The sequence below is a fragment of the Streptomyces sp. NPDC056479 genome (assembly GCF_042795335.1).
Taxonomy (GTDB): Bacteria; Actinomycetota; Actinomycetes; order Streptomycetales; family Streptomycetaceae; genus Streptomyces.
Map to the genome: position 1 here is coordinate 446,719 of NZ_JBHTRZ010000008.1, position 23,251 is coordinate 469,969.

Annotated in this window: 22 protein-coding genes and 1 riboswitch; of the genes, 12 read left to right on the top strand and 10 right to left on the bottom strand. The window is 72.2% G+C overall.

Annotated elements, in window-relative coordinates; all coding sequences use genetic code 11:
* Positions 1-45 precede the first annotated feature (45 nt).
* A complete protein-coding gene (rsmH, locus tag ACFQ6S_RS31045) occupies positions 46-1,002 on the bottom strand; it encodes a 16S rRNA (cytosine(1402)-N(4))-methyltransferase RsmH (protein ID WP_383416988.1) in 957 nt (318 codons plus the stop codon).
* Positions 1,003-1,440: 438 nt separating this feature from the next.
* On the opposite strand from rsmH, the gene ACFQ6S_RS31050 reads away from it, so the two are divergent.
* The 4 genes from ACFQ6S_RS31050 to ACFQ6S_RS31065 all read left to right on the top strand — a co-directional run bounded on the left by ACFQ6S_RS31050 (position 1,441) and on the right by ACFQ6S_RS31065 (position 7,046).
* Entirely contained in the window at positions 1,441-1,989 is a 549-nt protein-coding gene (locus ACFQ6S_RS31050; protein WP_383416991.1) for a beta-class carbonic anhydrase, read from the top strand.
* 259 nt (positions 1,990-2,248) lie between these two features.
* Positions 2,249-3,292 (top strand): AAA family ATPase, encoded by a 1,044-nt coding sequence (locus ACFQ6S_RS31055; RefSeq protein ID WP_383416994.1) that lies wholly within the window; start codon positions 2,249-2,251, stop codon positions 3,290-3,292.
* Positions 3,289-4,662: a DUF58 domain-containing protein gene (locus ACFQ6S_RS31060; RefSeq protein ID WP_383416997.1), complete on the top strand. Its 1,374-nt coding sequence runs from the start codon at positions 3,289-3,291 to the stop codon at positions 4,660-4,662. Before ACFQ6S_RS31055 ends, ACFQ6S_RS31060 begins: the two co-directional genes overlap by 4 nt.
* The gene (locus ACFQ6S_RS31065) at positions 4,659-7,046 is read left to right on the top strand and encodes a DUF3488 and DUF4129 domain-containing transglutaminase family protein (RefSeq protein ID WP_383417000.1); all 2,388 of its coding nucleotides are present in this window, start codon (positions 4,659-4,661) and stop codon (positions 7,044-7,046) included. Before ACFQ6S_RS31060 ends, ACFQ6S_RS31065 begins: the two co-directional genes overlap by 4 nt.
* 168 nt (positions 7,047-7,214) lie before the next feature.
* Here the strand turns inward: ACFQ6S_RS31065 and ACFQ6S_RS31070 are convergent, their stop codons facing one another.
* The 3 genes from ACFQ6S_RS31070 to ACFQ6S_RS31080 form a co-directional block, all read right to left on the bottom strand.
* Positions 7,215-7,607 (bottom strand): DUF3040 domain-containing protein, encoded by a 393-nt coding sequence (locus tag ACFQ6S_RS31070; protein ID WP_383417003.1) that lies wholly within the window; start codon positions 7,605-7,607, stop codon positions 7,215-7,217.
* 291 nt (positions 7,608-7,898) lie between these two features.
* Positions 7,899-8,726, bottom strand: coding sequence for a methyltransferase (locus ACFQ6S_RS31075; protein ID WP_383417006.1), 828 nt, complete (start codon positions 8,724-8,726; stop codon positions 7,899-7,901).
* Between the two features lie 243 nt (positions 8,727-8,969).
* Positions 8,970-9,542 carry an SAV_6107 family HEPN domain-containing protein gene (locus ACFQ6S_RS31080; protein WP_383417009.1) on the bottom strand — a complete coding sequence of 191 codons (573 nt, stop codon included), beginning with the start codon at positions 9,540-9,542 and terminating at the stop codon, positions 8,970-8,972.
* Between the two features lie 172 nt (positions 9,543-9,714).
* Between ACFQ6S_RS31080 and ACFQ6S_RS31085 the strand changes: the two genes are divergently transcribed.
* From ACFQ6S_RS31085 to ACFQ6S_RS31105, 5 genes are all read left to right on the top strand, one after another.
* A complete protein-coding gene (locus tag ACFQ6S_RS31085; protein WP_383417012.1) occupies positions 9,715-10,500 on the top strand; it encodes an ATP-binding cassette domain-containing protein in 786 nt (261 codons plus the stop codon).
* A complete protein-coding gene (locus tag ACFQ6S_RS31090; RefSeq protein ID WP_383417015.1) occupies positions 10,472-12,556 on the top strand; it encodes a YhgE/Pip family protein in 2,085 nt (694 codons plus the stop codon). Before ACFQ6S_RS31085 ends, ACFQ6S_RS31090 begins: the two co-directional genes overlap by 29 nt.
* Positions 12,557-12,579: 23 nt before the next feature.
* Positions 12,580-13,209 carry a TetR/AcrR family transcriptional regulator gene (locus ACFQ6S_RS31095; RefSeq protein ID WP_383417017.1) on the top strand — a complete coding sequence of 210 codons (630 nt, stop codon included), beginning with the start codon at positions 12,580-12,582 and terminating at the stop codon, positions 13,207-13,209.
* A 387-nt stretch (positions 13,210-13,596) separates the two neighbouring features.
* Positions 13,597-14,211 carry a DUF4126 domain-containing protein gene (locus ACFQ6S_RS31100; protein WP_383417020.1) on the top strand — a complete coding sequence of 205 codons (615 nt, stop codon included), beginning with the start codon at positions 13,597-13,599 and terminating at the stop codon, positions 14,209-14,211.
* A gap of 55 nt (positions 14,212-14,266) precedes the next feature.
* Positions 14,267-15,781, top strand: coding sequence for a phytoene desaturase family protein (locus ACFQ6S_RS31105; protein ID WP_383417023.1), 1,515 nt, complete (start codon positions 14,267-14,269; stop codon positions 15,779-15,781).
* 46 nt (positions 15,782-15,827) lie between these two features.
* Here ACFQ6S_RS31105 and ACFQ6S_RS31110 read toward each other — a convergent pair whose 3' ends face one another.
* From ACFQ6S_RS31110 to ACFQ6S_RS31135, 6 genes are all read right to left on the bottom strand, one after another.
* Positions 15,828-16,778, bottom strand: a complete 951-nt coding sequence (locus ACFQ6S_RS31110) for a hypothetical protein (protein ID WP_383417026.1) — start codon at positions 16,776-16,778, stop codon at positions 15,828-15,830.
* 57 nt (positions 16,779-16,835) lie between these two features.
* Entirely contained in the window at positions 16,836-17,759 is a 924-nt protein-coding gene (gene metF, locus ACFQ6S_RS31115; RefSeq protein WP_383417028.1) for a methylenetetrahydrofolate reductase [NAD(P)H], read from the bottom strand.
* A 160-nt stretch (positions 17,760-17,919) separates the two neighbouring features.
* Positions 17,920-18,582, bottom strand: coding sequence for a thiamine phosphate synthase (thiE, locus tag ACFQ6S_RS31120; RefSeq protein WP_383417031.1), 663 nt, complete (start codon positions 18,580-18,582; stop codon positions 17,920-17,922).
* 278 nt (positions 18,583-18,860) lie between these two features.
* Complete coding sequence (locus ACFQ6S_RS31125) at positions 18,861-19,226, bottom strand: Rv2175c family DNA-binding protein (protein WP_383417034.1); 366 nt, start codon at positions 19,224-19,226, stop codon at positions 18,861-18,863.
* 77 nt (positions 19,227-19,303) lie between these two features.
* Positions 19,304-20,521 carry an NAD(P)/FAD-dependent oxidoreductase gene (locus ACFQ6S_RS31130; protein WP_383417037.1) on the bottom strand — a complete coding sequence of 406 codons (1,218 nt, stop codon included), beginning with the start codon at positions 20,519-20,521 and terminating at the stop codon, positions 19,304-19,306.
* Positions 20,522-20,553: 32 nt separating this feature from the next.
* Positions 20,554-20,904 (bottom strand): hypothetical protein, encoded by a 351-nt coding sequence (locus tag ACFQ6S_RS31135; protein WP_383417040.1) that lies wholly within the window; start codon positions 20,902-20,904, stop codon positions 20,554-20,556.
* Positions 20,905-20,956: 52 nt separating this feature from the next.
* Positions 20,957-21,068, top strand: a riboswitch (TPP riboswitch).
* Between ACFQ6S_RS31135 and thiO the strand changes: the two genes are divergently transcribed.
* The 3 genes from thiO to ACFQ6S_RS31150 all read left to right on the top strand — a co-directional run bounded on the left by thiO (position 21,066) and on the right by ACFQ6S_RS31150 (position 23,239).
* On the top strand, positions 21,066-22,232 hold the full coding sequence (gene thiO, locus ACFQ6S_RS31140) for a glycine oxidase ThiO (protein ID WP_383417043.1): 1,167 nt from the start codon (positions 21,066-21,068) through the stop codon (positions 22,230-22,232). Its footprint overlaps the riboswitch before it by 3 nt.
* Positions 22,229-22,441 (top strand): sulfur carrier protein ThiS, encoded by a 213-nt coding sequence (gene thiS / locus ACFQ6S_RS31145; protein WP_383417046.1) that lies wholly within the window; start codon positions 22,229-22,231, stop codon positions 22,439-22,441. Before thiO ends, thiS begins: the two co-directional genes overlap by 4 nt.
* Positions 22,442-22,444: 3 nt before the next feature.
* Positions 22,445-23,239: a thiazole synthase gene (locus ACFQ6S_RS31150; RefSeq protein WP_383417049.1), complete on the top strand. Its 795-nt coding sequence runs from the start codon at positions 22,445-22,447 to the stop codon at positions 23,237-23,239.
* The last annotated feature ends 12 nt before the right edge of the window (positions 23,240-23,251 follow it).

The window sequence follows — 23,251 nt, forward strand, 5'->3', positions numbered from 1 at the left end:
GGGTTCGAATCCCGGACCGGGACGCCCGCCCCTGCCTCACGTCCCTCATTCGATGGACTCCCTGATGCGCTCGGCACCGCGCAGGCGCGCCGGTGCCGCGCGCCGGTTCTCGGCGACCTCTTCCTCGGTGGGAAGTTCGGCACCGCGCGTCAGCAGCTTGAGCCGGGGCTGGTACTGCTCGGGCACGACCGGCAGTCCGGGCGGCGCGGTGTTGGCGGCGCCGGCCGCGAACACCTGCTTGACCAGCCGGTCCTCCAGCGAGTGGTACGACAGGACGGCGATCCGCCCGCCGACGTCGAGTGCCGCCACGGCGGCCGGGATCGCCCGCTCCAGCACGGAGAGCTCGCCGTTGACCTCGATGCGCAGCGCCTGGAAGGTGCGCTTGGCCGGGTTGCCGCCGGTGCGCTTGGCGGCCTGCGGGAGCGCGTCGCGGATCAGCTCGACCAGCCGGGCGCTGTTGCTGAAGGGCTCCTTCTCGCGCTCCCGGACGACCGCCGAGACGATCCGCTTGGCCTGCTTCTCCTCGCCGTACGCGCGCAGGATGCGGACCAGCTCGCCGGGCGGGTAGGTGTTGAGGACCTCGGCGGCGCTCATCCCGGTGGTCTGGTCCATGCGCATGTCGAGCGGGGCGTCCTGGGCGTACGCGAACCCCCGGTCGGCCTCGTCGAGCTGCATGGAGGAGACGCCGAGGTCGAACAGGACGCCCTGCACGCGCGGGAGGCCGAGCCTTGCCAGGACGTCCGGCAGTTCGTCGTAGACGGCGTGCACGAGGGTCGCGCGCTCTCCGTACGGGGCGAGCCGCTCACCGGACAGGCGCAGGGCCTCCTTGTCGCGGTCGAGGGCGACGAGCCGGGCCTCGGGGAACTGATCGAGGAGCGCCGCGCTGTGGCCGCCGAGCCCGAGCGTGCAGTCGACGACGACCGCTCCCGGCCGCCTGAGGGCGGGGGCCAACAGGTCCAGGCACCGCTGGAGCATCACCGGGACATGTCGACTCTGACTCAAGGGACCCTCTCTGATCCGGCGCCGTACGCACCGCCGGGTCCCCACCCTCCCCCGACAAACTGGGGGACCCCCAGTGAAAGGGAGGCCTGCCGGCGCCGGAAGCGTCAGCCGACCGGGAGCGGGAGGAGGCCGAGCCGTACGTACGCGCCGCGCACGCGGGGAGATCTCCGGAAAAATCGCCGGGGTCTCCGGGGAAAACAGTCCAGCAGGGAGACTCGCCTCCCGCTTCGCGTCACTTTAGTCCACGGTGTCGCGCGGTCAATCAACCGGCCTGCGCGTCGCCGCTTCGGGTTCCGCCGGAGGCGTCCGGCGCCGAAATTGGCTCGTACGGGCGTAGTCACACCACCCCTGTGGGTTAGCTCACAACAAGCCTCGATGGCGTTCTTTGTCCCCTCTCACAACAGGCCCGGTCTGGACGTGACCAGTAACGTCATGGCTATGACGACTTCTGCATCGGTTCCCACAGGCCCCGACAGTGCGATAGTCCACCGCGGCACGGTCACCGACCGTCTCGTCGACGCCAATGAGCACTACGCCGCCGCCTTCAGCGACCCGGGCATGGACGCGCGTCCCGTCCTGCACGTAGCCGTCGTGGCCTGCATGGACGCCCGCCTCGACCTGCACGCCGCGCTCGGCCTGGAGCTCGGCGACTGCCACACCATCCGCAACGCCGGCGGGGTCGTCACGGACGACGTGATCCGCTCGCTGACGATCAGCCAGCGCAAGCTCGGCACCCGCAGCGTCGTCCTGATCCACCACACCGGCTGCGGCCTGGAGAGCATCACCGAGGACTTCCGCAACGAGCTGGAGCTGGACGTCGGCCAGCGTCCCGCATGGGCGGTGGAGGCGTTCCGGGACGTCGACCAGGACGTACGGCAGTCGATGCAGCGCGTGCGCACCTCGCCGTTCCTGCTGCACACCGATGACGTGCGGGGCTTTGTCTTCGATGTGAAGACGGGTCTGCTGCGGGAGATCGACCCCGCGTAGCGGCGCCACGGACCCCGCGTAACCTTCCGCCGTAGCTGTCGTTCGCCTGTCAATTTGCGCTCGGGCGTGCCCAAAAGGCCGTAAGACGCGACATAACGCAGGCAGTTGTCCACAGGCGAGTGACACGAATCGGTAACGGCAGCAAGAATGCGAGTGTGGCAACACGCGGAACGTTTCACGCGTGGTGTCCGTGTTCCAGGGGTGGGCCGGTCCGCGTGATAGAGCGTCGGCCCGGAAAGAACGGGCCGAGGAGGGCCGGGTGACGACCTATGACGATCGAGCGAGCCTCACTGATCTGACCGCGACTGTGGAGCGTGTCCGCAGTTCCGTGGAGGGTGTGATCGAGGGCAAGCCCGAGGTCGTACGGCTTTCGCTGACCGTACTGCTCGCAGAGGGACATCTTCTGATCGAGGATGTTCCGGGCGTGGGCAAGACCATGCTCGCGAAGGCGCTGGCACGGTCCATCGACTGCACGGTGCGACGCATCCAGTTCACGCCTGACCTGCTGCCGTCGGACATCACGGGTGTGTCCATCTGGGACCAGCAGCGCAAGGACTTCGAGTTCAAGCCCGGCGCGATCTTCGCGCAGATCGTGATCGGCGACGAGATCAACCGCGCGTCGCCGAAGACGCAGTCCGCGCTCCTGGAGTCCATGGAGGAGCGCCAGGTCACGATCGACGGGACGACCTACGAGCTGCCGAGCCCCTTCATGGTGGTGGCCACGCAGAACCCGGTCGAGATGGAGGGCACCTACCCGCTGCCCGAGGCGCAGCGCGACCGTTTCATGGCCCGTGTCTCCGTCGGCTACCCCAGCGTGGAGGCCGAGCTGCAGATGCTGGACGTGCACGGCGGTGCCTCACCGCTGGAGGACATGCAGCCGGTGGCCCACGCGCACGACATCGTGAAGCTGATCGACGCGGTGCGCGGTGTGCACGTGGCCGAGCCGGTCCGCCGGTACGCGGTGGACCTGGTCGCGGCCACGCGCACCCACCCCGACCTCAGACTCGGCGCCTCCCCGCGCGCGACGCTGCATCTGCTGCGCGCGGCGAAGGCGTCGGCGGCCCTCAGCGGCCGGGAGTACGCGCTCCCGGACGACGTGCAGGCCCTCGCCGTGGCCGTTCTGGCACACCGCCTGCTGCCCACCGCGCAGGCCCAGCTGAACCGCCGCACGGCCGAGCAGGTCGTCCAGGAGATCCTCCAGCGGACCTCGGTGCCCGCCGCACCGCAGCAGCAGAGCGGCTTCGGTGGCCTCGGCCGCGGCACCGCGGCGTACGGCCAGCAGCCGCCGCGGAGGCTGGGATGACCTCCGGCAGTACGGGCCAGGCCGAGGCGGACCGCGGTGAGAAGAGCGGCCTCCGCACGGCACTGGCCGGTCTGACCACGCGCGGCCGCTCGTTCCTGGCCGCCGGCATCGCGGCCGCCATCTGCGCCTATGTCCTGGGCCAGAGCGACCTGCTGCGCGTGGGCCTGCTGCTCGCGGTGCTCCCGCTGGTCTGCGCGGCGGTGCTGTACCGCACCCGCTACCGGGTCGCGGGCAGCCGCCGGCTCTCCCCCGCGCGCGTGCCCGCCGGCAGCGAGGCCCGTGTGCACCTGCGGATGGACAACGTCTCCCGGCTGCCCACGGGCCTGCTGATGCTCCAGGACCGGGTGCCCTACGTCCTCGGCCCGCGCCCCCGCTTCGTGCTGGACCGGGTCGAGCCGGGCGGCCGCCGCGAGGTGTCCTACCGGGTGCGCTCCGACCTGCGGGGCCGCTATCCGCTGGGGCCGTTGCAGCTGCGCCTGAGCGACCCGTTCGGCATGTGCGAGCTGACCCGCTCCTTCTCGACGCACGACACCCTCACGGTCATCCCGCGCGTGGAGCCGCTGCCGCCGGTGCGCTTCAGCGGGGAGGCCAAGGGGTACGGCGACGGGCGGCAGCGTTCGCTGGCGCTGGCCGGCGAGGACGACGTGATCCCGCGCGGCTACCGCTACGGCGACGACCTGCGCCGCGTCCACTGGCGCTCCACCGCGCGCTACGGCGAGCTGATGGTGCGCCGCGAGGAGCAGCCGCAGCGCTCCCGCTGCACGGTGCTGCTGGACACCCGGGGCGCCGCCTTCCAGGGCGCGGGCCCGGACTCGGCCTTCGAGTGGGCCGTCTCGGGCACGGCGTCCGCGCTGGTCCACATGCTGGAGCGGGGCTTCTCCGTCCGGCTGCTGACCGACACCGGCAGCTCGGTGCCCGGCGAGGGCACCGACGGGTTCGCGGGCGCGAGCCAGGAGTCGGCGGACGCGGCCGGGCTGATGATGGACACCCTCGCGGTGATCGACCACTCCGACGGTACGGGCCTGTCGCGGGCGTACGACGTGCTGCGCGGCGGCAACGAGGGGCTGCTGGTCGCCTTCTTCGGCGACCTCGACGAGGAGCAGGCGACGGTGGCCGCCAAGATGCGTCAGCGCAGTGGCGGCGCGGTGGCGTTCGTCCTGGACAGCGGGACCTGGGTGCGGGAACCGGCCGATGTGCCCGGCGCGTTGGACAGAAGCGAGGAGCGCCTGCGGCTGCTGCGGGAGGCGGGCTGGACGGCCCTGAGCGTGCCGCGGGGCGCTTCGCTGAACGACCTGTGGCGCCAGGCCGACCGAGCGCGTACGGACGCCGCGGCGGCCGGTGGCGTGCGCGGCGAGGGGGGAGCGGCATGAGCGGGCGGACACGAATGGCGCTGTGCGCCGCGGCGGCCACGCTGATGGCCGCGTGCGCCCTGCTGCCGCTGGTCTCCCCGGTCACCTGGCTGCTGCAGGCGATCTTCCTGCTGGCGATCCAGACCGGCGTGGGCATGGCGACCCGGCGGGTGCCGCTGGCCCGGCCGCTGACAGTGGCGGCACAGGCCCTGACCGGGCTGATGCTGCTGACCCTGACCTTCGCCAACCAGCAGGCGATCATCGGCGTGCTCCCCGGCCCGGAGGCGTTCGCCCACTTCGGCGACCTGTTGCAGAGCGGCGCGGACGACGTCAGCCGGTACTCGATCCCGGCGCCGCTCTCCGACGGCATCCGGCTGATGCTCATCGGCGGCGTCCTGATCATCGGCCTGGCGGTGGACACCCTCGCGGTGACCTTCCGCAGCGCCGCGCCGGCCGGGCTGCCCCTGCTGGCGCTCTACTCCGTCGCCGCCGGGCTGTCGGACGGCGGCGCGGACTGGCTGTGGTTCCTGGTCGCCGCCATGGGCTATCTGATGCTGCTCCTGGCCGAGGGCCGCGACCGGCTCTCGCAGTGGGGCCGGGTCTTCGGCGGGGCGCCCAGGACACCGGACGGGGAGCCGGCCGGCGCGGTGGCGCCGGTCCGCACCGGGCGGCGTATCGGCGTGGTCGCGCTGGGCATCGCCCTGGCGGTGCCGCTCGCCCTGCCCTCGATGAACGGCGGCCTGCTGGACGCCGCGGGCACCGGGGTGGGCTCCGGCAGCGGGAGCGGGGGCACCATATCCGCGGTGAATCCGCTGGTGTCGCTGCGCGACAGTCTGAATGTGGACGAGGACCGCGAGGTCCTGTCCGTCAAGACCAACACGTCGGACCTGTCGAACCTGTACCTGCGGATCGTGTCCCTGGACGACTTCGACGGCACGACCTGGCAGCCCTCCAAGCGCAACATCGAGGCCGTGCCGGACAAGTTCCCCACCCCCTTCGGCCTCGGCCCCGACGTCCGGCGCGCGGAGATCGAGACGACCGTCTCGGCCGCGGACTGGTACGCCCAGAACTGGCTGCCGATGCCGTACCCGCCGAGCGGCGTGGACGTCGACGGCCGGTGGCGGTACGAACCGCTGGGCATGACGGTCGTCGGCGACCGCCGCCAGACCACACGCGGGGTCACGTACAGCGTGCGCAGCCTCGATGTGCAGCCGACGGCGGAGCAGCTCGCGGGCGCTCCGGAGCCGCCGGCCGCGCTGAAGCGTGAGTTCACCAAACTGCCCGACTCGCTGCCCGCGGTGGTCGCCCGTACCGCGCGCCAGGTCACCGAGGGTGCGAACAGCCACTACGACCAGGCGGTCAAGCTTCAGGAGTACTTCGCCAGCGCGGGCGGGTTCCAGTACGACACCAACGTGAAGGTCGGCAGCGGCCCCCAGGCCATCGCCCGCTTCCTGCGGGACAAGCAGGGCTTCTGCGTGCACTTCTCCTTCGCGATGGCGGCGATGGCCCGCTCGCTGGACATACCGGCCCGGGTCGCGGTGGGCTTCGCGCCCGGCACCCCGCAGGGCGACAACTCCGTCTCGGTCGGGCTGCGGGACGCGCACGCCTGGCCCGAGCTTTACTTCGAGGGCGTGGGCTGGACCCGCTTCGAACCGACGCCGACCCGTGGCTCGGTGCCCTCGTACACCCAGTCGGACATCCCGGGCTCCACGCTCCCGGACGTGGCGCGGCCCTCGCAGTCGACGAGCGCGGGGCCGTCCGCGACTCCCTCGACGAGCGAGAGCTGCGCGGGGCAGAAGCCCGAACTGTGCGCCAGCGAGTCCCCGGAGGCCGCGATCGCGGCCGGCGGTGACGGCCCGAGGTGGTACGTCCTCCTGGCGTGGGTGCTCGGCGGAGCCGCGGCGCTGCTGATCCCGTTGGCGCCCATGCTGTGGCGGCTGCGGACAAGAGCCGTACGGCTGGGAGGGCATGGTCGCACGGAGTCGGAGGTTTCGCTCCACACACTGGCGGTGTGGCAGGAACTGACGGACACCGCCTGGGACTTCGGCATCCCGCCGGACGACTCCCAGACGCCCCGCAAGACGGCCGCCCGCATCGTCCGCCTGGGCCGGCTCGACCCGGAGGCCGCGGACTCGGTCCACCGGGTCGCCGACGCGGTGGAGCAGGTCCTCTACGCCCCGAGCCCCCGGCCGACGGCCGGTCTCGCGGAGGACGTGCGCCGCGCCCGGTCGGACCTGCGGTCCAAGGCCGGCTGGACGACCAACCTGCGCGCCCAGCTGGCGCCACGGTCCAGCGCGCGGGTGGTGTGGACACTGACCGAGTGGTGGACCGACATCAAGCGGCGCGCCGCCGCGGCCCGACCGACGCTGCGCAGGCCCTCGGCGCCCGGGCAGAACCAAGGGTGACGGTTCGCTGAAGCCGAGCTGAGCCGAGGGGGTGTGCCGGCGCCCGGACGGGTGCCGGCACACCCCCCTCGCCAGGGAGCCGCAAGGGGAGCTGTGCGGACACGCGGGAGGGGGTGACCACCCGACCGGTGGTCACCCCCTGCGCCTGCCTAGGAGCTGCTCGTCGAGCTAATGGCCGCCCTGTTCGTCACGGCGGCGCTGCCAGCGCTGTTCGATACGGTCCATCACGGAGCGCTTCTGACGTGGCTGACGGCGGGCCTGGGGGCCGCCGGAGGCCTGTTCGCCCGGCTTGGGGGCCTTGCGCCAGCCGGTCACCGCGAGTACCGCACAGCCCAGCATGACGAGGAAGCCCACCACGCTCAGCCACACCTGCTTGGCGACCATTCCAGCCATGAGGAGCGCGATACCTACGAGGAAGCCCGCGACCGCCTGGTAGACCCGTCGCCGGGTATACGTACGCAGCCCGCTTCCCTCAAGCGCTGTCGCGAACTTGGGATCTTCGGCGTACAGCGCTCGCTCCATCTGCTCGAGCATTCGCTGCTCGTGCTCCGAGAGCGGCACGGAGTCCTCCTCATCGTGCAGTCGCCGGGGCGACCCGGGGGGTCCCTTCAGGATAGGCAGGGAATCGCCCCCGTGAAACCCGCCCCTCTACGCCAATTGGCCAACCGGGCTCCGGCATGGACAACCCGGCTCGCTGAGATCTTCATTCCCCAGCGGCCGACCCGTCATGCCGGAACGGTCTCCCTCGATCATACGGCGACGCGCGCCCGATCGGGGGGCCTGTGGCGTACTCCATGTGCAGCCAAGTCCCTGATCAAGGCGCTCCCCTGCGGCATGCTCACAGCGGACGGCTCAGGCCCGAGGGGTCTCCCCCGTCTCGCCGAGCACATGCAGCTGGGTGGCCACCGAGTGGAAGGCGGACAGCTCGGCCGCCGCCTCCTCCAGCTTCAGCAGCGCCTCCAGCGCCCCGGGCTCGGTGTCCACGAGCACCCCGGGAACCAGGTCGGCGAAGACCCGCACCCCGTGCACGGCACCGACCCTCAGCCCGGCCCGCTCGACCAGTCCGGTGAGCTGCTCGGCGGTGAAACGGCGCGGCATGGGGTCGCCCTGGCCCCAGCGGCCGTCCGGGTCCTGAAGGGCCTGCTTGGCCTCCTTGAAGTGGCCGGCGAGGGCCCGCGCCAGCACGGCACCGCCGAGACCGGCGGCGAGCAGGCTGAGCACGCCCTCGGAGCGCAGGGCGGCCACGGCGTTGCGGACGCCCTCGGCGGGGTCGTCGACGTACTCCAGGACGCCGTGGCACAGCACGACGTCGTACCCGCCGCGCTCGACCACGTCGAACAGGCCGTGGGCGTCGCCCTGCACGCCCTGCACCCGGTCGGCGACCTCGGCCTCGGCGGCGCGCCGCTCCAGGGCGAAGAGCGCGTTCGGGCTGGGGTCGACGACGGTGACGCGGTGGCCGAGGCGGGCCAGGGGCACGGCGAAGTTGCCGCTGCCGCCGCCGGTGTCGAGGACGTCCAGCGCCTGGCGACCCGTGGCCTTCACGCGGCGGTCCAGGGCGTCCTGAAGGACCTCCCAGACCACGGCGGTACGGAGAGCTGCGCGGGGTCGAGAGGTACCGGAGCGCAGCGACGTCGCTTGAGGGTGGTGGTGGGAGACGGGCGGGCGCATCGGGTCCGACACGGCGTTTGGCTCCTCGGAGCGGCACCGCCGTCTGCACGGCGGAGCGAACGGGCTGCCTTCCCGGGCCCGGGTCACGGGGACGGGAAGGCTTCAGGCGCCCTCCACCCTATTGCCTGCGACGTCCCACCCCGCCATCGCGGTGCCGCGCGACGCCGTGCGTCTCGCCCGACGGACGGCCGGGCGGCGGTCAAGGGCCACGACCGGGCGCAGGGCCGGGTGCGGCACGACGCCCGCCGGTCCGTGTCAGCCCGCGTCCGGGATGTCGTCGCGCCCGTGACCCGTGCTGCCCGCCCCCTCCTCGTCCGCGTCCGGGCGCGGCTGGGGCAGGACCGGCTGGAGCACCAGCATCCGCTCGACGAGGCGCAGGAACATCGCCACGTCGCGTATCAGGTCGTCGGCGTCCCGGCGGCTCGCCGCGCCTTGTATGCCTGCCTCGGCACGGGCGCGGCGCCGGGCGCCCGAGGCGAACAGGGCGCTCCACTCGGTGAGTTCGGGCACGATCTCGGGGAGCACTTCCCAAGCGCTCCTGATGCGGGGCCGCCGCCTGGACGTGGGCTCCGGGCGCCCGCGCGCGGCGAGCACGGCGGCGGCGATGCGCAGGGCGGCCAGGTGGGCCGTGGCATAGCGCTCGTTCGGCGTTTCCAGAACGGTGGCCTCGTCCAGTCCGGCACGGGCCTGGGCGAGCAGGTCGAGGGCGGCGGGCGGGGCCGTGGTCCGGCGGAGCACGGGGTGCACGTCGCTCGCCGGGCCGGTCAGTGAGGGGGCAGGGCCGGTGGCGCGGCGCCGGCGGGCGGCGGCTGCGTTATAGCTGGCCATGACGAACCTCCTGGTCGTCTGTGTGACGGCATGCCCGATACGGGATGCCGTATGTGCCCATCGTGAGGTATGGCACTGACAATCCGTTCTGACCTGCGCTTTTGCTTCGAGCGAAAGTTCGGACTAAGTTTTGCACTGACCAGTCAGTTCAAATTGGGGAATGGGGGCAGGGATGGGGGGAACCGTGACCGGAGCCGGCGTCACGGCCCAGGGCCTCGGGCTCGAAGGGCCCCGCGGATGGGCGTTCCGCGGGGTCTCCTTCGAGGCGGAGCCCGGCTCGCTGATCACGATCGAGGGGCCGTCGGGCACCGGCCGTACGTGCCTGCTGATGGCGCTCACCGGGCGGATGAAGCCCACCGAGGGAAGCGCCACGGTGGACGGGGCGACAGTGCCCAAGCGCCTGGCGGCGGTACGGCGCGTCAGCGCCCTGGCCCACGTTCCGGGTGTGACCGACCTGGACCCGGCCCTGACCGTCGCCGAGCACCTCCACGAACGGGCGCTGCTCCAGCGGCGGTTCGGCGATTCGCTGCGCGGGCTGGTGCGCCCGCGTGCCGAGCGGAAGGCGGCGGAACGGCTTCGGGTCGACGCCGCCCTGAAGGCTGCGGGCCTCGACCTGGACTCGCTGCCGAAGGGCTCCCGTACGGCCGTACGGGATCTGGAGCGTTCGGAGGCGCTGCGGCTGTCCGTCGCGCTGGCCCTGATCGGGCGTCCCCGGCTGCTCGGTGTCGACGACACCGACCTCAAGCTCTCGGACGCCGAACGGGCCGAGGTCTGGGCGCTGTTGAAGTCCATCGCCGAGGCCGGGACCACGGTCGTGGCGGTGTGCAGCGAAGCCCCGGACGGCACCGTCAAGGTGTCCACGCAGGCGGCGACCGACAGCGCCGAAGAGACGCAGGACGATGCGGATTCCGACGGAAAGGAGGCCGCCGATGCGCTCGCCGAGGCTGGCCGCGCTTGAGCTGAGGCGCTTCGGCCGGGGGAAGCTGCCGCGCGCCGCCCTGGTCGCGCTGCTGGTGCTGCCCCTGCTGTACGGCGCCCTGTACCTGTGGTCGTTCTGGGACCCGTACGGCCGGCTCGACAAGATCCCCGTGGCGCTCGTGAACGACGACAAGGGGGCGTCCGTCGGGGAGAAGAAGCTCACCGCCGGCGACGACATCACCAAGGGGCTGCGCGAGAGCGACGTCTTCGACTGGCGCGAGGTCGGTGCCGCCGAGGCCAAGAAGGGCGTCGAGAACGGCACTTACTACCTGTCGCTGACCATGCCCTCCGACTTCAGTGAGCGGATCGCCTCCAGCGCGGGCGACTCGCCGGAGACGGGCGCCCTTCAGGTGCGTACGAACGACGCGAACAACTACATCGTCGGGCAGATCTCACGGACGGTCTTCAGCGAGGTGCGCGAGGCCGCGTCGACGAAGGCGTCGCGCTCGTTCCTGGACCGGATCTTCGTGTCGTTCTCCGACATCCACGGCGCGACGGTCAAGGCCGCGAACGGCGCCGACAGGCTGGAAGGCGGCATCGGGAAGGCGGAGAAGGGCTCCAAGGACCTCGCCGACGGAATGAAGGACGCCAAGGCGGGCAGCGGCAAGCTGTCGACCGGCCTGAAGAAGCTCAACAAGGGCGCGGGCGATCTGGAGGACGGTTCCCGGCGGGTCGCGGAGGGAACGCGGACGCTGGCCGACAAGGTCAACGGGATCGACAAGAAGATCGGCCCGTTCCTGAAGGACAACGAGAAGACCATCGGGGACACCGCCCAACTGGTCGCCGACTCCTCGGGAGCGATCCGCAACAACCTCGACGACCTGGTGGAGCGCGCCCCGGCCGCCGCCAAGGGCGCCCATACGGCGTCCGACGCGCTGACCCTGATCTACAAAGCGCGCTGCGAGGACGCCGTGCTGCCCGACCCGGCCTGCTCCGACCTGAAGAAGGCGAAGCAGTCGGCCGCCGACGTGGCGACGATCGCCGACGACCTCAACACGCTGATCGCCGACCAGGACGGCGATCTGAAGAAGCTCGACAAGCACCTCGCCACGCTCCAGAAGCAGGCTCAGGGTCTCGCCGACCGCGCGCCCCGCCTCTCCGAGGACCTCGACGACGCCGTCGGCCGGATCAACAAGCTCAACCAGGGCGCCACGAAGGTCGCCGCGGGCGCCAAGAAGCTGCACTCGGGGCTGGGCGACGCCCGGACCGGCGCGGCCGACCTGGACACCGGCCTGGGCGAACTGAAGACCGGCGCGTACGACCTCAACGGCGGTATCTACAAGCTCGTCGACGGCTCCGGGAAGCTCTCCGACGGGCTGCACGACGGTGCGGGGCAGATCCCCGACTACGACAAGAAGGCCCGCGACCAGCGCACCGAGGTGATGGCCGACCCGGTCCAGCTGCTCTCCAAGGACCTGCACAAGGCGCCCAACTACGGCACCGGATTCGCCCCGTACTTCATCCCGCTGTCCCTGTGGGTGGGCGCGATGGTGGCGTACATGCTGATCGCGCCGATGAACCGGCGCGCGCTCGCCGCGGGCGCCCCGGCGTGGCGGATCGCGCTGGCCGGATGGCTGCCCGTGGTGGCGATCGGGGTGCTGCAGACCATCGCCCTGATGTCGGTGCTGCACTGGGCCGTCGGGCTGCAGATGGTGCGGGCGGCCGGGACGGTGGGCTTCCTGTTCCTGGTGACGGCGTGCTTCGCGGCGATCGTGCAGTGGCTCAACGCACGCTTCGGTGCGGCGGGCCGGATCCTCGTCCTGGCCCTCCTGATGCTCCAGTTGACCTCCGCGGGCGGCACCTACCCCGTGCAGACCAGCCCGGGCTTCTTCAACGCGCTGCACCCCTTCCTCCCGATGAGCTACGTCGTGGAGGCCCTGCGGAGGCTCATCACGGGCGGCGGCCTGGGACCGGTGTGGCAGGCGTGTCTGGTGCTCGTCGCCTTCACCGCGGGCGCGCTCGCGCTGACCGCGCTGTCGGCCCGTCGCCGCCAGGTCTGGACGCTCGACCGGCTGCACCCGGAGCTGAGCCTGTGAGCGCGCGCGGGACAATCAGGCGCATGGAAAGCAGCAACGCCGCGTCGGGCGGCAGCACGCGCCGTGAGGCCACCCGGCAGAAGCTCTACGAGGCGGCCGTCACACTCATCGCCGAGCAGGGCTTCTCCGCCACCACGGTCGACGAGATCGCCGAGCGGGCCGGGGTGGCGAAGGGCACGGTCTACTACAACTTCGCGAGCAAGTCGGTCCTCTTCGAGGAGCTTCTGCGGCACGGAGTGGGCCTGCTCACCGCCTCCCTGCGCGAGGCCGCCGAGCAGACCGCCCGGGAAGGCGGCGGCAAGGTCGACGCCCTGGACGCGATGATCCGCGCGGGGCTGGTCTTCATCGAGCGCTACCCGTCCTTCACCCAGCTGTACGTCGCCGAGTTGTGGCGGACGAACCGGGCCTGGCAGTCCACGCTGATGGTGGTCCGGCAGCAGGCCGTGGCCGTCGTCGAGGGCGTGCTGCGCGAGGGCGTGGAGAGCGGCGAGTTCAGCGAGGAGATCGACGTTCCGCTGACCGCGGCGGCCCTGGTCGGCATGGTCCTGGTGGCCGCGCTGGACTGGCAGTCCTTCCAGCCGGAACGCTCCCTGGACGATGTGCACGCGGCGCTGTCGCGGCTGTTGCAGGGCCGGGTGAGCGGACGCCGCTGAGGCGTCCGGCGCACGCACACGAAAGCGCCGGTTCGATGTGGCCGCGTCCCCCGCGGGCCACCTCGAACCGGCGCCCTCTCGTGCTCCCCCGATTCCCCCGTACTCCCCCGTGTCCCCCTGGACCCCCGTTCGGTCGTTCCCCCGGGTCCCCCGGTCTCACTCCCGCCGACACCGGGCCGGCGGAAGGAGCGGATCCGGGGACGCTCCGTTCCGGCGCCCCGTGTCGCCGGTGCCGGAGCCGCTCCCCTTCTCCGTGGCTCCACTCTCTCGTTGACGCAGGTCGCGCCCCATCCGCGCGCGTACTCATCTCACCGGCTAGGTACGGGTACTCAGAGCTGCGCACGCACCCCCAGGACCCGGTGCCGCCGACTGGCTACGATCGCCCCCGTGTCTGTACTCCCTTTGGTGTTCACAAGCGGCTGGGCCAGCGGCATCAACGCCTACGCCGTGGTGCTGCTGCTCGGCATATTCGGGGCGACGGGGCTGAGCGACGAGGTGCCCGAGGCGCTGCAGCGGCCCGACGTCCTGATCGCCGCCGGCGTGCTGTTCCTCTGCGAGGCCGTCGCCGACAAGATCCCCTACGTCGACTCGGCGTGGGACTCGGTGCACACGGTGATCCGGCCGGTGTCGGGCGCGGTCGTCGCCGCGCTGCTCGCCGGGCAGAGCGGGTCGGTGCCGGAGCTGGCGGCGGGCGCGGTCGGCGGTTCCACGGCGTTGCTCAGCCACCTGGTCAAGGCCGGGACGCGGATGGCGGTCAACACCTCGCCCGAGCCGTTCAGCAACGTCGTGGTGAGCCTCGCCGAGGATCTCGGGGTGGCCGCGATCATCACCTTCGCGATCTTCCATCCCGTGGCGGCGGCCGTGGTCGCGGGTGCCCTGCTGCTGGCCGGGATGTTCCTGCTCTACTTCCTGGTCTCGCGGATCCGCCGCTTCCTGCGCCGCCGGGCCGAGCGGCGGGCGGAGAAACGGCTCGCGCATGCGGTGACGCAGCGGCCCGGCTGAGCCGTTCTGCGAGGTCAGTGGGCCGTTGTCGGTGCCGGCCGATAAAGTCCCAGGCATGGCAAGGATTGCGGTGATCGGCGCCGGCATGGGCGCCATGGCGGCCGCTGCCCGGCTGGCCGTCGCGGGCCACCGGGTGGCGGTGTACGAGCGCACGGAGACATACGGCGGAGCGGTGCGCCGCTTCGAGCGCGACGGCTTCGGCTTCGACACGGGCCCGGGCCTGCTCCCCCTCCCCGCCGTGTACCGCGATCTGTTCATCAAGACCGGCAAGGAGCCGCTGGAGGCGTGCGTCGAGCTGGTCCAGGTCGACCCGTCCGCGCGGCACGTCTTCGCGGACGACACCGAGGTCTCGCTGCCGAACGCCTCGCGCGCGGGTGTCGTCACCGCCCTGGACGAGGCGCTGGGCGCCGGCACGGGCGGGCGCTGGGGTGACTTCCTGGTCCGCGCCCGCGAGGCCTGGGACCGCACCCGCAGACCACTGCTGGAAGAGCCCCTGTGGCCGAACTGGCAGGTGCTGGCCGGGCGTGAGCCCTATCCGTCGGTCCCCCACAAGCGACTCCTGCGCACCCGCAGGGCAGGCACGCTCGCCGAGGTCGGCGCCTGGGAGCTGCGCGACCCCCGGCTCGTCGCCCTGCTGGAGAGCCACGCGCTGGCGTACGGCCTGGACCCCGGCACGGCCCCGGCGAGCGCTGCGGTACTGCCGTACCTGGAGCATGCCTTCGGGACCTGGTATGTGCGGGGCGGCATGCGGGAGTTGGCGCGGGCGGTGTACGAGCGGTGCCTGGCCCGCAAGGTCGAGTTCGGCTTCGGCGCGGAGGTCACCGGGGTGCTGGAGAAGGACGGCCGGGCGGCGGGGGTGGAGTTCGCCGACGGGACGGTGACGGAGGCCGACTTCGTGGTCGCCGGCGTCGCGCCGAGGATGCTGGACCGTCTCGTCCGGGGGACGGCGATCCGGGGCGAGGGCGAGGTCGCGCCCCAGCACGGGGCGGCGAGCCGTCTGACGGTGCTGCTGGCACTGCGCGGCGGCCGGCCGGAGGGTACGGCTCACCGCGCGGTGGTGCATGCGCAGGACCGTCAGACCGAGCTGGACACCCTGTTCGGCGGCTCCGGCGGCCTGGCCGCACGGGGCACGGTCACGGTGCTGCGGCCCGATGACCCGGCGCTGGTTCCGGACGCCGGCCATGAGGCGATCACCCTCACCGCGACGGTGCCGGCGCAGTCCGACGCGGGCCGGGCGGAGTCGGAGGTCTTCGTTCGGCACGCGGAGCACCTGATCGCCGTCGCCGAGCGTGCCGTGCCGGACCTGCGCGACCGGCTTCTCTGGCACGAGGTGCGCACCCCGGCCGACATCGCGGAGACGACCGGTGCGCAGGGCGGAGCGGTTCCGGCACCGGCGTTGGCCGCGGCCGAGGGGCGACTGCTGCACCCGTCCAACAGCACGGCGATATCGGGCCTGTTCACGGCGGGCGGCTGGTCCCACCCGGGCGGCGGGCTCCCGCACGCCGGCATGTCGGGCGCGCTGGTCGCCGGGCTGATCGTGGAAGGGCCGGAGTTCCGCGGCTCTCAGTGACCCGCGCGTGAGCCATGCCGCGCGGGGCCGTCAGCAAACGGGGCCGTCAGAAACGGTACTGCTCGTCGTACCCCTGCCCCTGCCCCTGCTGCTGACCGTTGCCCTGGTAGGGGTACTGCTGCTCCGGCGGGAGTTCGCCGCCGTACGTCTCGTCGGTGCGCTGCTGCGGGACCCAGACGCCGTTGGACGGGGTCTCGCCGTAGGTGCCGGTGGCGTACTGGTCCTGGCCGTAGCCCTGCTGGCCGTACTGCTGCTGGCCGTAGGCGTCGTAGGAGGCGCCGTCGTAGGTCTGGGTGCCGATGTACGGGTCGGAGTAGGCGGCGTACTGCTGCTGGCCGTTGGGGTCGTAGCCGTACTGCTGCTGGTCGTAGCCGGCGTAGGCGTCGTACGCGTAGCCCTGGTCGGCCGTCGCGTACTGGTCCTGGGGCTGGCCCGTGGCTGCGTAGTTCTGGTCGGCGGCGGCGTAGGCGGCGCCGTTGTATATGCCGTACGAGCCGGTGTCCTCCGGCATGGGCTGCGGCTCGTAGACGGCGGTGGTCTCCGCTGCCGTGGGCTGTGCGCGCGAGGGGGTGAAGACGTCGTCGCGGTCGTAGTCGTCGCCGTAGCCGGCGCCGTCCCGGCCGTACTGGGCTTCGCCGCCCGCGAATGCGCTCTCGGACGCCTCCAGGTCGGAGACCTCCAGGGTCGGCTCCTGGCGCTCCGGCTCGTCGCGGCGGCGCTTGCTGCCGAGGGGGCCCAGCGCGGGCGCGGAGACAGCCCAGCCGGCTGAGAAGCCGCGGCGGAACGACAGCGTGACGTAGGTCTGGCCGACCGCGAAGGCAGCCGCGCCCAGACCGATGACGACGACGGACGGGATCAGCACCCCGACCACGACGCCGAGGAAGCCGACGAAGGCGAGCAGCCGCCAGCGCAGCCGCGCCTTGTACTGCAGCAACACCTCGCCGAGCAGCCACAGCGCGACGACGCCGAACGCGATGTAGAGGACCGTCCAGCCCATGTACGCCCCTCTCCCAGTGGCCGCCTACGCAGTGTGACGTATGTCAGGACGGCCGGTCTAGGCCTGCGGTGGGTGGTGCAGGCCCAGGTTCTCGTAGATTTCCAGCGTAGCCGTGGAGTTGTTGAGCGTGATGAAGTGCAGTCCGGGCACTTCCTCGGCCAGCAGCCGAGCGCAGAACTCCGTGGCGAACTCGATGCCAATGGAGCGTACAGCCGCCGGATCGTCCTTGGCTGTGAGGATCCGCTCTTTCAGGGCGTCGGGGAACGCGGCGTTGGTGAGGGACGGGATCCGCTCCAGCGTCTTCGTGCTGGCGATGGGCATGATCTCCGGGATGATCGGGGTGTCACAGCCGGCGGCCGCCACCCGGTCACGCAGTCGCAGATAGTCCTCCGGTTCGAAGAACATCTGCGTGATCGCGTAGTCCGCGCCCGCGCGGCACTTGTCGACGAAGTGCCCGACGTCGGTCTCCGAGTCGGCGGAGCGCGGGTGCATCGCGGGGAAGGCCGCGACGCCCACGCAGAAGTCGCCGGACGCCTTGATCAGCTCGACGAGCTCGGCGGCGTAGGTGAGGCCCTGCGGATGCCGCACCCAGTCGCCCAGCGGGTCACCGGGCGGGTCGCCGCGCAGCGCCAGCATGTTGCGGATCCCGGCGTCGGCGTACTGGCCGATGATGTTGCGCAGGTCGGCCACCGAGTGGTCGACGGCGGTGAGGTGGGCGATCGGCGTGAGCGTGGTGTCCGAGGCGATGGCCTCGGTCGCCTTGACGGTGCCGGCGCGGGTGGAACCGCCCGCCCCGTAGGTCACGGAGACGAAGTCGGGTCCTACGGCCTCGACCCGGCGCAGCGCGTTCCACAGGTTCCGCTCGCCCTTCGGGGTCTTGGGGGCGTAGAACTCGAAGGAATACGTCGTTTTGCCGGTCGCGAGCATCTCGCGCACGGTACGAGCGTGGTCCGATCTGGTGGATGCGGTGCCGAGGGCCATACCCGCAGGTTAGCCAGGGGGCCCCGGTCCCCCAACCGCACACCGGACATTTGCCCGATTTGTCGGCCTGTTGTCCACTCCTTGGACAAACAAGGACCGAACAGGGCGCCAAGTTCACCGGAACACGGCCACGGCGACCACTGGATGAGACGCGCTGGACCTACGCCTGCCGCAGCCGCTTCGCGAACTCCGCCGCAGCGGCACCCGGGTCCGTGGCCTCCGTGATCGCCCGTACGACCACGACTCGGCGGGCGCCCGCCTCCAGCACCTGGTCGAGGTTGCCGAGGTCGATGCCGCCGATGGCGAACCAGGGACGGTCCGTGCCGAGGGCGGCGGTGTGCCGGACCAGGTCGAGGCCGGGGGCGTGGCGGCCGGGCTTGGTGGGGGTCGGCCAGCAGGGGCCGGTGCAGAAGTAGTCCACGCCGTCCTGGGCCGCGGCCGCGTCGGCCTCGGCGTCGGCGTGCGTGGAGCGGCCGATGAGGATGTCGTCCCCGAGGACTGCGCGGGCGGCGGGGACCGGGAGATCGCCCTGGCCCAGGTGCAGGACGTCGGCGCCCGCGGCGTGCGCCACATCGGCACGGTCATTGACCGCGAGAAGCTTGCCGTGCCGGGCGCAGGCGTCGGCAAAGACCTTCAGATGCTCCAGCTCCTCGGCCGCCTCCATGCCCTTGTCCCGCAACTGCACGATGTCGACCCCACCGGCCAGCACGACGTCCAGGAACTCCGCGAGGTCGCCCTGCCGCTTGCGGGCGTCGGTGCAGAGGTAGAGCCGGGCGTCGGCGAGCTGACTGCGGACGCTGCCTGCGGTGACGGTGTCGGACATGGGGTGCCCCCTGTGTTCGGGTTGCCGGGCGGGTGGGTCGGGCGGGTGCCGGACGGTGGCACGGTAGCCGCAGCGGAGCGCGCGGACGGCACCTGCCGGCGGCTGCGGCGGTGCCGTCTGTCGATGGCGTACGGGCCGGGTCCGAGGACCCGGAGACCCGGCGCGGCGGGTGCTCCGCCACATGGGCGGCACACCCCGCACCCGGCCGCGGTCGACCGCGGCCGTGGCCCGCAGGCCCCGGCCCGTACGCCGGACGATGTTCGGATGTACTGGTCGGATCAGACGGCGAGCGCCTGGGCGCGGCGCTTCACCTCCGTGCCGCGATTCTCACTGAGGGCCTGCGCGGGGGTGCCGGGCAGGCTCTCGTCGGGGGTGAAGAGCCACTCCAGCATCTCTTCGTCCGTGAAGCCGTCGTCCCGCAGCAGCGTCAGGGTCCCGGTCAGGCCCTTGACGACCTTGTCACCGTCGATGAAGGCGGCAGGGACGTGCAGCGCGCGGTTCTCACCACGGCGTACGGCGATGAGCTGGCCCTCCTTGACCAACTGCCGGACGCGGGTCACCTCGACATCGAACTGTTCGGCGATGTCGGGCAGGGTGAGCCAGGCGGGGACGAGAGCATCGATCTTTGCGTCAATCTCGGTCACGGAAACAAGCCTGCCATCTGCCACTGACAGTCGGAAGTCAGGCCGGTCCACCAGGGAGGGGCTGTCGCCTCAACGCGCTACGCCGTCGCCCCCTTCAGCGGCCTCGCCGGGTCCGTCAGCAGCTGTGCGTTCATGGGCGTGCCCGACTCGATCAGCCGTCGCCCCTGCGCGAGGTCCCTCGGCCGGCCCACCGCCAGAAGGGCGACGAGGCGGTCGCCCCGCAGCCAGCAGACGGTCCATGCCGGGCCCGACGGGTCGCCGCGCCAGAGGGTGGTGTCGGCGGCGGCGTGGTGGCCGGCGTACTGGACGAAGCGGCCGAACTGCTCGGACCAGAAGTACGGCACCGGGTCGTAGACGGCGGAGGTCTCGCCGAGGATGTTCGCGGCGACCGTGCGCGGGCCCTGGAGGGCGTTGTCCCAGTGGTGGACCAGCAGCCGCTCGCCGTAGCGCCCGGAGGGGAAGGACGCGCAGTCGCCGACCGCGTAGACGTCCGGCACGGACGTGCGCAGCCGGTCGTCGGCGACGACCTCGCCGTACGCGCCGAGCTCGATGCCCGAGCCGGCCAGCCAGGCGGTGGCGGGGCGGGCCCCGATGCCGACCACGACGGCGCCCGCGGGCAGCCGCGAGCCGTCGTCGAGGATCACCGCGCCGGGCTCGACGCGCGCCACGCGCGCGTGCGTGCGCAGCACCGTCCCGCTGTCCTCGTACCAGGCGGTCATCGGCGCGGCCACCTCGGCGGGCAGCGCACCCGCCAGCGGCCGGTCGGCGGCCTCCACGACCGTCACCGCGCAGCCCGCCTCACGCGCGGCCGTGGCGAACTCCGCACCGATCCAGCCGGCCCCCACGACCACGATCTCGTGCTGCCGGGCGAGCACCGGCCGCAGCCGCTCGGCGTCGTCCAGGGTGCGCAGCAGATGCACGCCGGGTACGCCCTCCGCGCCCGGCAGCCGGATCGGTTCGGCGCCGGTGGCGAGCACGAGGACGTCGTACGGGACGGGCCCGGCCTCGGTGTCCAGTTCGTGGTCGGCGGTGCGCACGCCCTGCACCTCGCGCCCCAGCCGCAGGTCGACGCCGAGCGCGTCGAAGTCGATGTCGAAGGCGGAACCCTCGGCCTTGCCGAGCAGTACGGCCTTGGACAGGGGCGGCCGGTCGTACGGCTGGTGGGGCTCGGCGCCGATCAGGGTGACGGTGCCGGTGAAGCCCTGTTCCCGCAGGGCGACCGCCGTCTGCACTCCGGCCATGCCGGCGCCGGCGACGACCACTGACCGCTGCGACTGCGTCGTCTGCTCGCTCACCTGATCACCATAGACAACTGACAATTCGTCAGTCAGGAGTCGTGCTCAGTGACCTGCTCCACAACGCTGGTGCCGCGGCCCGCCTGCGACTCCCACTCCCAGCTCTCCTCCAGCCGCACCCGCCCGTCGGCGAGCTCGGCCACCGTGGACTCACAGTGCCCCGACGACGTCGTCCCGTCCCGCTTCAGCTGGACGTACCGGAAGTCCAGCCGGTCGCCTTCCCGGGTGCCCACCAGGTGCCCGCGTACGACGTCCCCGCCCGCGTACTCGGCCCAGATCTCGCCGTCCTTCTCGTGGTACGTGAACCGGGTGCGGGTACCCACCTGACCTGGGGCTTGGTCCGCGACGGGGGCGAGGACGAGACCGTCGAGCGAGCGGGCCATGGACACGGGCTCCCTTACTGAGAGGTGCGGGGGCGGGCTAGGGTGGCCAACGTAGAGCACTCGCGGGAGCCCGGACGCACCGGGCTGAGAGGGAGGCTGGCGGCCTCCGACCGTACGAACCTGATCCGGGTCATGCCGGCGAAGGGAGGGGCTGGACGCCCATGTCGCGTACGCGAACTTCAGACGTCCTCGTCATCGGGGGCGGAATCATCGGCCTGGTCACGGCGTGGCGGGCCGCGCAGCGCGGGTTCACGACGGCCGTCGTGGACCCCGAGCCGGGTGGCGGCGCCGCCCGGGTGGCCGCGGGAATGCTGGCCGCCGTCACGGAACTGCACTACGGCGAGCAGACCCTGCTGGGCCTGAACCTCGCCTCGGCCCGCCGCTACCCTGACTTCGCGGCCGAACTCACCGACCTCACCGGCCACGACCTCGGCTACCGCCGGTGCGGCACGCTCGCCGTGGCGCTGGACGCCGACGACCGCACGCATCTGCGCGAACTGCACGCCCTGCAGCGCCAGTCGGGGCTGGACTCCGAGTGGCTGTCGGGGCGGGAGTGCCGGCGACTGGAGCCGATGCTCGCGCCCGGGGTGCGCGGCGGGCTGCGGGTCGACGGCGACCACCAGATCGACCCGCGGCGGCTGGCGGGAGCCCTGGTGGTGGCGTGCGAGCGGGCCGGCGTGCTCTTCCACCGCACCTGGGCCGAGCGCCTCGACGTCGCAGGGGACCGGGCGGCCGGTGTCACCACGACGGACGGCACCGGGCTGGGCGCGGACCAGGTGGTCCTCGCGGGTGGCAGCCTCAGCGGGCAGTTCGCGGGCGTCCCGGACGACGTACTGCCGCCGGTGCGGCCCGTGAAGGGGCAGGTGCTGCGGCTGACGGTGCCGAAGCGGTACGCGCCGTTCCTGAGCCGGACCGTGCGGGCCGTGGTGCGCGGCAGCCAGGTGTATCTGGTGCCGCGCGAGAGCGGGGAGCTGGTCGTCGGGGCGACGAGCGAGGAGCTGGGCTGGGACACGACGGTGACCGCGGGCGGCGTCTACGAACTGCTGCGCGACGCCCATGAGCTGGTGCCGGGCATCACGGAACTGCCGCTCACCGAGACGCGGGCCGGCCTGCGCCCGGGCTCCCCCGACAACGCGCCGCTGCTCGGGCCGACCGAGCTGGCGGGCCTGTCGCTGGCGACCGGGCACTACCGCAACGGCGTGCTGCTCACGCCCGTCACCGGGGACGCCATGGCGCACGTCCTGGCTACCGGTGAACTCCCGGACGAGGCCCGTCCGTTCACGCCCAGGCGCTTCAGTCCCGCCGCACTCACGGAGCAGCCCGTATGAGCATCCCGGTCACCATCTCGGTCAACGGCGAGCGTCGGCAGATCGAGCCGGGCACGGCTCTCGACACGCTCGTACTGTCCTTCACCGCGGCGCCCTCCGGAGTGGCGGCCGCCCTCAACGAAACCGTCGTCCCGCGCGCGCAGTGGCCCTCGACGCCCCTCTCCGAGGGCGATCGCGTAGAGGTCCTCACCGCCGTCCAAGGAGGCTGACCCATGGCCGACGATCCCTTTGTCATCGGCGGTACGTCCTTCACGTCCCGACTGATCATGGGCACGGGCGGGGCGCCCAGCCTGGAGGTGCTGGAGCGGGCGCTGGTGACGTCCGGGACCGAGCTGACGACGGTCGCGATGCGGCGGGTGAACCCGTCGGTGCACGGTTCGGTGCTGTCCGTGCTGGAGAAGCTCGGGATCCGGGTGCTGCCGAACACCGCGGGGTGCTTCACGGCGGGTGAGGCCGTACTGACGGCCCGTCTCGCGCGCGAGGCGCTCGGCAGCGAGCTGATCAAGCTGGAGGTCATCGCCGACGAGCGGACGCTGCTGCCGGATCCGATCGAGCTGCTGGACGCCGCCGAGACACTGGTGGACGACGGTTTCACGGTGCTGCCGTACACCAATGACGACCCCGTGCTGGCGCGGAAGCTGGAGGACGTCGGCTGTGCGGCGATCATGCCGCTGGGCTCGCCCATCGGGTCGGGGCTCGGCATCCGCAATCCGCACAACTTCCAGCTGATCGTGGAGCACGCGCGCGTGCCGGTGATTCTGGACGCGGGTGCCGGTACGGCGTCGGACGCGGCGCTCGCGATGGAGCTGGGGTGCGCGGGCGTGATGCTCGCCTCGGCGGTGACGCGGGCGCAGGAGCCGGTGCTGATGGCCGACGCGATGCGGCACGCGGTGGAGGCGGGGCGGCTGGCGTATCGGGCAGGGCGGATCCCGCGGCGGCACTTCGCGGAGGCGTCGTCTCCGGCGGAGGGCCTGGCGCGGCTGGATCCGGAGCGGCCCGCATTCTGAACGTATGTTCGA

Excerpts from the sequence above, each read along its gene's own strand:
- ACFQ6S_RS31050 (WP_383416991.1), top strand. The coding sequence starts at position 1,441 with ATGACGACTTCTGCATCGGTTCCCACAGGCCCCGACAGTGCGATAGTC.
- ACFQ6S_RS31060 (WP_383416997.1), top strand. The coding sequence starts at position 3,289 with ATGACCTCCGGCAGTACGGGCCAGGCCGAGGCGGACCGCGGTGAGAAG.
- ACFQ6S_RS31065 (WP_383417000.1), top strand. The coding sequence starts at position 4,659 with ATGAGCGGGCGGACACGAATGGCGCTGTGCGCCGCGGCGGCCACGCTG.
- ACFQ6S_RS31080 (WP_383417009.1), bottom strand. The coding sequence starts at position 9,542 with ATGGCCAGCTATAACGCAGCCGCCGCCCGCCGGCGCCGCGCCACCGGC.
- ACFQ6S_RS31085 (WP_383417012.1), top strand. The coding sequence starts at position 9,715 with ATGGGGGGAACCGTGACCGGAGCCGGCGTCACGGCCCAGGGCCTCGGG.
- ACFQ6S_RS31090 (WP_383417015.1), top strand. The coding sequence starts at position 10,472 with ATGCGCTCGCCGAGGCTGGCCGCGCTTGAGCTGAGGCGCTTCGGCCGG.
- ACFQ6S_RS31095 (WP_383417017.1), top strand. The coding sequence starts at position 12,580 with ATGGAAAGCAGCAACGCCGCGTCGGGCGGCAGCACGCGCCGTGAGGCC.
- ACFQ6S_RS31105 (WP_383417023.1), top strand. The coding sequence starts at position 14,267 with ATGGCAAGGATTGCGGTGATCGGCGCCGGCATGGGCGCCATGGCGGCC.
- ACFQ6S_RS31110 (WP_383417026.1), bottom strand. The coding sequence starts at position 16,778 with ATGGGCTGGACGGTCCTCTACATCGCGTTCGGCGTCGTCGCGCTGTGG.
- metF (WP_383417028.1), bottom strand. The coding sequence starts at position 17,759 with ATGGCCCTCGGCACCGCATCCACCAGATCGGACCACGCTCGTACCGTG.
- thiE (WP_383417031.1), bottom strand. The coding sequence starts at position 18,582 with ATGTCCGACACCGTCACCGCAGGCAGCGTCCGCAGTCAGCTCGCCGAC.
- ACFQ6S_RS31135 (WP_383417040.1), bottom strand. The coding sequence starts at position 20,904 with ATGGCCCGCTCGCTCGACGGTCTCGTCCTCGCCCCCGTCGCGGACCAA.
- thiO (WP_383417043.1), top strand. The coding sequence starts at position 21,066 with ATGTCGCGTACGCGAACTTCAGACGTCCTCGTCATCGGGGGCGGAATC.
- thiS (WP_383417046.1), top strand. The coding sequence starts at position 22,229 with ATGAGCATCCCGGTCACCATCTCGGTCAACGGCGAGCGTCGGCAGATC.
- ACFQ6S_RS31150 (WP_383417049.1), top strand. The coding sequence starts at position 22,445 with ATGGCCGACGATCCCTTTGTCATCGGCGGTACGTCCTTCACGTCCCGA.